We start from the raw sequence: 7,171 nt of genomic DNA, 5'->3' as shown, positions 1-7,171 counted from the left end.
GGCGGCCGAGCGAGCCGATCCGGAGCGGCCCGCCGGGACGCCAGGGCGCCGCCTGTGGCGCCGCGGGGTCGGCGGCGAAGAGTGGCCAGAGCATCAGCCGCTGCGGCGGCACGTGCAGGCGCGAGGCCGTCAGTTCGAGCACGCTGTAGGAATCCGCCACCCACATTGCCGAGGCCTTCTGGCGCGCGCGAAGCAGGAGGCGGTTGGCGGGTTTCAGGTAGGCGGCGTGCTGCCAGCTCACCACCGGCACGCCCATCATCTGCCCCACGATCTGACCGAGGAGCGTGGCCCGGCTCAGCGAGGTCCAGATCAATTGGGGCCGCCACCTGCCCAGTTGCCGCCTGAGCCAGGAAAGCGCCTGGACGTGGTCCGTCTCGCCGCCCCCGCGGACGTGGGTCGGAAGTCCGCTGGCGTGCATTGGCGCCAGGGCGCGCCCATCGCGGCGGGTCAGGGCGAAGAGTTCGACCTCGGCGCCCTGCCCGCGCAGGACTTCGGTCACCGCCGGTACGGGCAGCGCCGCGCCGCCGCCTTCTACCGAATTGATGACGTACGCGATCCGCATTGCGCCGTTCACCCGACCGCGACGGCCAATGGGACTGCCTGCGGCGGCTCGCAGCTCAGGCCGGCGCACGCGGCCAGGGCGCGGGCCGCACGGATGCTCGACGGCTCGTCCGTCAGGTCGAAGCTATAGTCGAACAGCTCGCGCTGGATGGGGGCGTATCGGCCGGCATGCTGGGCGAGCGCCGCGTCCAGGGCGGGTCCGAGCTGGCTCGCATCGCCGATAACCGGGCCGGCCCGCCAGTGTGCGAAGTTCGGGTCGTCCTCCCAGTCGTAGCCATGGGGATTGAGGAAGACGCAGGGCCGGGGGCGGACCAGGAACTCGTAGACCTGACTGGACGCGTCACCGATGTAGATGTCCGCCCGCCGCGTGTAGGCCATTGTCGTCGACGCGCGACTTCCCAGATCGATGTGGACGTTCGGCGCGCGCAGATAGCGCTCGTCCAGCCGCCCCGGCCGGTCGACCCGGAGCCGGTCGATGCTCAGCGTGAAGGGCCGCTCGAACAGCATGACGTGCGGCGCGAAGATCAGATGCCGGTCGTCGCGGTCCGCGAACCAGTCCAGCACCTGCCGGCCCGTCCGGAACCACGACGACAGGTGCGGCGAGACATGGGGGTTGTAGAGCGCCACGGGCCGATCATCCTCGATCAGCGGATGGACCCGCGAGGGCGGGGCCACATCGAACTTGGGGTAGCCGACGATCGAGATGGTCTCGGGGTCGACGCCGGCCTCGGCGACCAGGCGGTCGCGGATCTTGCGCCCCGACACCAGCACGTGATCGAAGGCCGCGCTCGCCCGGTCGAAACCGATCGCGCGATCGCCGGCGCCGTGCCGCGTGTGGACGATCCGCAGATCCTTCAGGCCGTAGCGGCTGCGCAGGATCAGCGAGGTCTTCTCGGCCACGACGAGGACGTCCAGACCGCGAAAGAAGTCGAGGTTGTCGCGGTAGACCAGCAGCTTCGCGGCCGGGAGCACCGGCTCCAGGACGGTGCGGGCGAGGCGGCTGGCGCGGGTCCGAAGGCCCAGCTGGACCAGCCGGATCGCGGGGCCGATCAGGCCTTCGCCGAGGCGGATGACCTCGGCGCTGAGCCGGGCGTTGGTGGTGGCGACGACGATCTCGGCCCCGGTCCGCGCACGCGCCAGAGCCAGGGCGATCGGGAGGCTGTGGGCGACCTGGTGGACCTGGTCGTGATTGAAGAGGAATCCGATCCGCATGCCCCAACGACGCCGCGGTCGCTGAAGCCCCTCATCGGGGCGCGGAGATCAGCGTCCGGCGCGCCTGAGGACGAAGGCGTCGCCCTCGCGTACGGCGTGGACCGGCGCGAACGCCTGCAGGCGTCTCATCACGATGGCCGGATCCTCGACGGTGAGCACACCGGTGAAGCGCAAGGCGCCGGTGGCGGCGTCGCCGACCCGAACCGGAACGCCGAGGCTGCGGGTGAGGTCGGCCGCGACCTGGCTCATGGGCGCGTCGCGGTAGACGAGCTGGCCCTGGGTCCAGGCGAAGGCGGCGTCGGGCGCCGTCGTCGAGAGCGCGCCTCCCGCGGCGCCCTCGCGATGGACGAACTGGCGACCGGCCGGGACTCGCACGGACGCAGCGCTCCCCGGCGTCGCCGGACGGACCTCGACCACGCCGCGACGGACGTTCAGCGCCACCTCGCCCGCGCGCCGGCGCAGGTTGAATTCAGTGCCGATCACGCGGACGTCGCGGTCTCCCACGCCCACGACGAACGGTCGGTCGGCATCGTGCGCCACGTCGAAGACGGCCTCGCCGTCCGCCAGTTCCACCCGGCGTTCCCGGCGCCCCAGCCGGACGGTCAGGCGGGTCTCGGCGTTGAGGCGCATCCGGCTGCCGTCGGCCAACGGGACCTCCCGCGTCTCGCCGGCGCGGGTCACATAGGTCGTCGTCGCCGGGTCACTGAGCAGCCCCACGCCGACGACAGCCGCAGCGACGCTGGCCGCAATCGCCCCGCCGCCGAACAGCCACACGCGTCGCGTGACCTGAGACTTCCTTCGGAACGGGACGACTGTCGCCGGCGCCAGCGCAGCTTGCGCCTCGGGTTGCTCGACCTCGACCCAGACGCGCTCCAGCCGCTCGTAGGCGTCCGGATGTGCGGGTGAAGCGGACAGCCATGCCTCAAAGGCCGCCCAGTCCTCCGGCGTCGCCGCCTCGTCCTGGAGGCGCGCGAACCAGCGGACGGCCGCGTCGCGCACCGCGTCGTCTCCGCCAATGTTCCCTGCGCCGCTCATGGCCTCACGTCCGTCGCGCGCCCTGCGCGCTTGCCGATATGACGTCGCGGGACGGCGGCCACCACAGTTCTGCGACAGAGCCTCATGCCAGGCGCTCCGCGAGACGGCGCAGCACCAGCATCACATGCTTCTCCACGGCGCTGCGCGAGATGCCCAGCGCTGCCGCCACCTCCGCGTGGCTACGCTCCTCGAACTTGTGCATCCGGAAGACCTGCTGGGTCAGCGGCGGAAGGTCCTTCAGGACGTCCACGACGGCCGCCAGGCGCTGACGCGCGGCGACGACGGCGTCGGCCGGCGCGTCCTCGACCACCTCCTCGACGCCCGAGACCGTGCGGTGGCTGTCACGCCAATCCCGGTCCCGTGCCGCCGCGCGGCGCTCGCTGCGCAACCGGTCGAGCATGAGGTTGGAGCCGAGCCGGAAGAGATAGCCGCCTGGGTTGCGGACCTCCGCCTCGGGCGGCGTGGCCGAGATGCGCAGATAGATGTCCTGCACCACATCCTCCGCCGCGGCCTCGGACCTCAGCCGCAGGCTGAAGAACCTCAGAAGGTCCGGGCGCCGCTCCATGTAGGCGGCGATGAGCGCGGCGCGCGCTTCGGGCATCCCCGACTTGAATTAGAAGCTCCGCCGGATGGCAAGTCCGAAGGTGCGGGGCGGCAGAGGCGTCGCCTGCCGCGCCCGGCTGCGGCTGAAGGGATTGCCGAAGGCGAAGGTGTCGCCACGGGCGCCGGTCACGTTCGCCACATAGGCCTGGCCTTCCCACGACCTGGTCCGAAGGCTGGCCGCAATGCGGCCCTGCAGGTAGTCGCCCATGGCGCTGGCCGAGGCGCCGTCGAAGGTGAGGAACGAGCGGCCGACATACGCCGCCTGACCCGACAGCTCCACCCGGACGCCACGTGCGACGTCCCAACGATAGGCGAGATCTACGGCGCCCGACGCCTTGGCGACGCCCGGAAGGCCGATGTCGACGCGGGCTGGAAATGCCGCCTCGGTCCGCGTCAGTTCCGGATCGCCCAGCAGACCCGAGACGCGCGCGAGCCAGTGGGCATCCGGCCGCCACTGGGCCTCGAACTCCAGGCCCGTGTTCGACCCGTCGCCGATATTGAGGGTGACGGGCAGGCCGGAGTCGCGGAACTGGTCGGTCTGCACGTCGCGCCACCTCGCCCTGAAGGCGGCGACGCGCACCGTGAGGCGGCGGTCGAGTAAGGTCGCCTCCCCACCGACCTCATAGCTCCGGAGGCGATCCGGCCCAAAGGCGCGTACGTCCGGTCCGCCGGGAACGCCGTCGGCCTGGGCCGGCACGTTGAAGCCGCCGGCCCTGTAGCCGTCCTGGGCTTGCGCATAGGCGACGATGTCGGGCGAGACGGCGTAGCTGAGCCTCAACTTCGGCGCGAAGCCCGAGTCGGTGTCCTCGCCGCGGATGATCGCGGGACCCGCGTTGGTGAGGCCGAACCGGTCGGCGCGCGTCTCGACGCGGGTCCGGAACAGCCGGCCCCCGCCCGTGGCCGTGAGGCGGTGCGTCAGATCGTAGGTCAGTTCGCCGAACACCGCCGTCTCGGTCAGGTGGTCGTGGCGCTCGAAGACCGATCGCCGGTCGCCGCCCGACAATGTCGCATCGAGGACGGCCGCGTTCATCTCGCGGCTGTGCGAGACGAACGCGCCGGCCAGCCAACGCAGCCGGCTCTCGGCGGCGGAGGTCGCCACGGCCTCGCCGACCAGCAGTTCCACGCGCTGTTGCTCATCGACGGCGGCGATGCGATCCGCCGCCAGGTCGAACGCGCCTGTGGCGTCGTAGCGCGTCTCTAGATCGTGATCGATGTAGGCGCCCGAAACCCTGACATCGGCCGTCGACCCGGCGTGACCGAAGGACAGGCTCGCCAGCTTGAAATCGTTGTCGTGGGGCTCGCGCACCCGCGTGTCCCGGCTCCGGCGGCCAGCGCCCTGCACGTACTGGCTGTCGGAGGTCTCGATCCCCTGCCGCACGGCGGCGGCCTGGACGGTCCAGCCGCCGCCAAGATCCGCCAGCGCCGACACCCGTCCGCCCGACCGGCGGCCGCGGTTCACGTCCTCGAGGCGCAGGCTCGGGTTGTCGAGGTAGCCGGAGAGTTCGTCGACATAGGCCACCGCCCGCACGGCCGCGCGCCCCTTCACGACCGGCACGTTGATCATCGCCTCGCCGCCGAACGACCGGTCGGCGTGCGCGTTCAGCATACCCTCGGCGACCATCCGGGCCCGGAAACCGGTCACGTCGGGCCGCGCCGTGACCAGCCGCACGATGCCGCCGATCGATCCCGAGCCGTAGAGCGTGCCCTGTGGCCCTCGCAGGACTTCGACGCGCTCGATATCGGCCAGCCGAAGGTCCGGATCAGGGGCATTGTAGGTGATCGGCACGTCGTCGAGGTAGAGCCCGACGGTGGACTGTGTGCGGCCGGTGAAGGCCCCGTCGGAGATTCCGCGGATGAAGATTTTGTTGCGGCCCGGCCCCAGGTTGGTCTCCGTGACCCCGGCGATCTGCAGGGCGGCCTCCGCGAAGCTCCCGGCGCCCGTGCGTTCGAGTGTGTCGCCGCCGACCGCGGTCACCGCGAACGGACTCCCGCGCAGCGGCTCGCGACGCTTCTCCGCCGTCACGACCAGTTCTGTGATCTCGACGGACGACGGGGCCTGTGGGGGCGCGGGGGGCCGGACGGCCGCAGATGCTCCGGATATCCGGAAGGCGCGGGCGTCGAGGCGTTCGAACCGGCACCCGGCCGGCAGCAGCCGGGCCAGCGCGGACGAGGCCGTGAAGACCCCCAGCAACGGCCGACTGCGGCCGTCGCAGCCCGCCGCGGGAAAGCCGCCGACGGAGACGCCGGCCTGGATTCCGAAACGGACGAGCGCGATGTCGATGGGTTCCGACGGCAGCCTGAAGACGCGCGCCGGCTCCGCACGCCCCACCGACGGCGTCGCGAGCGCCGCCGCCAGGACGGCGGGCGCGATCCATTCGAAGCGCCCCCCGGGCGCACGCTGAACGGCCATGACGCCAAAGGACAGACGCAAGTCCGGCGAGTCCGTCAAGGATCAGGCCCGCGGCATCACGCCTCGCGAGCAGCGGCGTGCGCGCGCCCGGCGCGCTGCGGCAGAAGGAGGATCAGCGCCACGATCACCGCCGCGAGTATCAGCGATGCAAGGGGTCGGCTGACCTGCAGGCCGCCATGGGCGATGGGCTTGTCGAAGAAGTCGCCCACCGTCGCGCCGAGCGGCCGGGTCAGGATGAACGCCGCCCAGAACAGCACAACCCGGTTGACCCTTGTCATCGCGTACAGCGCCGCAAGGACCGCCAGGGCGGACCCGAACGCCGCCGCTCCCCCCAGGTAGCCCAGTCCGCTATCGGCGGCCCAGTCTCCGAGCGCCGTTCCGAGGGTCTGCGAGAAGGTGATGGTGACCCAGTAAAACACTTCCTGTCGCGGCCCGACGACCGTATCGACCGAGACGCTGCCCAGCGTCCGCCGCCAGACGAACAGCGAGGTCAGCACGCAGGCAAGCAGGAGGAGGGAGCCGCCGAGGTAGCCGATCCCCAGCGACCGGTCGGCGAAGTCGGCCAGGGTGGTTCCCGCCGTCGTCGAAGCGATGATCGTCGCCCAGTAGAGCCAGGCGTTGAACCGGCGGGCGCGGATCTGCACGACGACGAGGCCCGCCAGCAGCGCTCCGAAGATCAGCGTGCCCGCGAGATAGCCGTTCAGGCCCGCCTGCCCGGCCGTCGTCGTCGTCTCGCCAAGCCAGGTCATCGAGACGCTGTCGCCCCCCGTCTCGCCCAACGTCGTGGCGAGGATCTTGATGATCCAGAACCCCAGCGTGACCGCCGGCGCCTTCGTCAAACCGTCTTCGCCCGAACTCCGCACATGATCCTCCGTCTCGGCTCATGTCTCAGACGGCACGCGCGGCGAACCTCCTCACGGCCGACCTCGATGCTCGACGGGTCGGCGCAGAGCTCGATGACCGACAGCCAGGTCGGCATTGCGCCAGAAGCGGACGTTGGGTCTTGGTCCGAAAGCGGACATCTCCGTCGAGTGTGGTCCACTATCGCGTCCTCGACGCTGAACACCTTGCGGACCTGCGCGCGCGGGTCGCTGATCGGGTGCGACTCCGCCGCGAGGAGCTTTAGACCGCGATGCGCCATAGCTTGATCATTGGCCAGGTAACGGTGGGTAGTTCGCCTGGGCACGGGCCGTCTTGAGCGTCGTTAGCTGTGGAGGCTCAATAGGTTGTCTCGGTTGAGGCCGAGGCGGCTGATGGGCGTCTGGGATTTTATCCCGCCGTGCGGGCGATGCCAGTTGTAGCGGTGGAGCCAGATCGGCAGGTCGACGGCGCGACGGTCCGAGCTGGGGT

General features: G+C 71.0%; 6 protein-coding genes and 1 pseudogene. All 7 read right to left on the bottom strand.

The window, feature by feature from the left end; genetic code table 11:
• The coding region (locus tag JNL41_RS08215) for a glycosyltransferase (RefSeq protein WP_293473884.1) at positions 1-562 on the bottom strand (562 nt) is incomplete at its 3' end.
• Positions 563-570: 8 nt separating this feature from the next.
• Positions 571-1,773 (bottom strand): hypothetical protein, encoded by a 1,203-nt coding sequence (locus JNL41_RS08210; protein WP_293473882.1) that lies wholly within the window; start codon positions 1,771-1,773, stop codon positions 571-573.
• Between the two features lie 48 nt (positions 1,774-1,821).
• Positions 1,822-2,772 carry a FecR domain-containing protein gene (locus JNL41_RS08205; RefSeq protein ID WP_293473880.1) on the bottom strand — a complete coding sequence of 317 codons (951 nt, stop codon included), beginning with the start codon at positions 2,770-2,772 and terminating at the stop codon, positions 1,822-1,824.
• Between the two features lie 118 nt (positions 2,773-2,890).
• Positions 2,891-3,409 carry an RNA polymerase sigma factor gene (locus tag JNL41_RS08200; RefSeq protein ID WP_293473878.1) on the bottom strand — a complete coding sequence of 173 codons (519 nt, stop codon included), beginning with the start codon at positions 3,407-3,409 and terminating at the stop codon, positions 2,891-2,893.
• Between the two features lie 12 nt (positions 3,410-3,421).
• Positions 3,422-5,842, bottom strand: coding sequence for a TonB-dependent receptor (locus JNL41_RS08195; RefSeq protein ID WP_293473876.1), 2,421 nt, complete (start codon positions 5,840-5,842; stop codon positions 3,422-3,424).
• A gap of 35 nt (positions 5,843-5,877) precedes the next feature.
• Positions 5,878-6,660, bottom strand: a complete 783-nt coding sequence (locus JNL41_RS08190; RefSeq protein ID WP_293473874.1) for a hypothetical protein — start codon at positions 6,658-6,660, stop codon at positions 5,878-5,880.
• 365 nt (positions 6,661-7,025) lie between these two features.
• Positions 7,026-7,171: pseudogene (locus JNL41_RS08185) on the bottom strand (IS481 family transposase); the annotation flags it as partial.

The organism is Phenylobacterium sp., assembly GCF_016793285.1.
Taxonomy (GTDB): Bacteria; Pseudomonadota; Alphaproteobacteria; order Caulobacterales; family Caulobacteraceae; genus Phenylobacterium.
This window is presented reverse-complemented; position numbering and strand designations above follow the sequence as displayed.